This is a genomic window from Mycobacterium simiae, from assembly GCF_008370645.1.
GTDB classification, from domain to species: Bacteria; Actinomycetota; Actinomycetes; order Mycobacteriales; family Mycobacteriaceae; genus Mycobacterium; species Mycobacterium simiae_A.
The window spans coordinates 1-450 of sequence record NZ_VTZN01000536.1; the positions used below are offsets into that span (position 1 = coordinate 1).

Annotated in this window: 1 protein-coding gene; it reads left to right on the plus strand. The window is 66.4% G+C overall.

All coding sequences use genetic code 11. The annotated features are described in order from the left end of the window. On the plus strand, nucleotides 1-450 hold a 450-nt coding region (locus tag F0Q45_RS26785), incomplete at both ends, for an IS110 family transposase (protein WP_149656678.1).

The following is a 450-nucleotide window of genomic DNA, read 5'->3' on the forward strand; positions in this document are numbered from 1 at the left end:
CGACTGGGCCGAAGACCATCATGACGTGTGGGTGATGGATGAGGCCGGGCGGCGGCTGGCATCGCGGCGGCTGTCGGAAGGAGTGACCGGCATGCGGCAATTGCACGAGCTGATCGGCGCGCACGCCGAGGAACCCGATCAGGTGGTGGTCGGTATCGAGACCGATCGCGGGCTGTGGGTGCAAGCCCTGGTTGCCGCGGGGTATCAGGTGTTTGCGATCAATCCGCTGGCGGTGGCGCGCTATCGCGACCGCCATCATGTCTCAGGCGCCAAATCCGATGTCTCAGATGCCAAACTGCTGGCCGATCTGGTGCGTACCGATCGGCACAACCATCGCCCCCTGGCCGGCGACAGCGTCGAGGTGGAGGCGATTAAGGTGCTCGCCCGCGCCCACCAGAGCCTGATCTGGGCACGCGTTCGCCACACCAACGCGCTGCGCAGCGCGTTGCG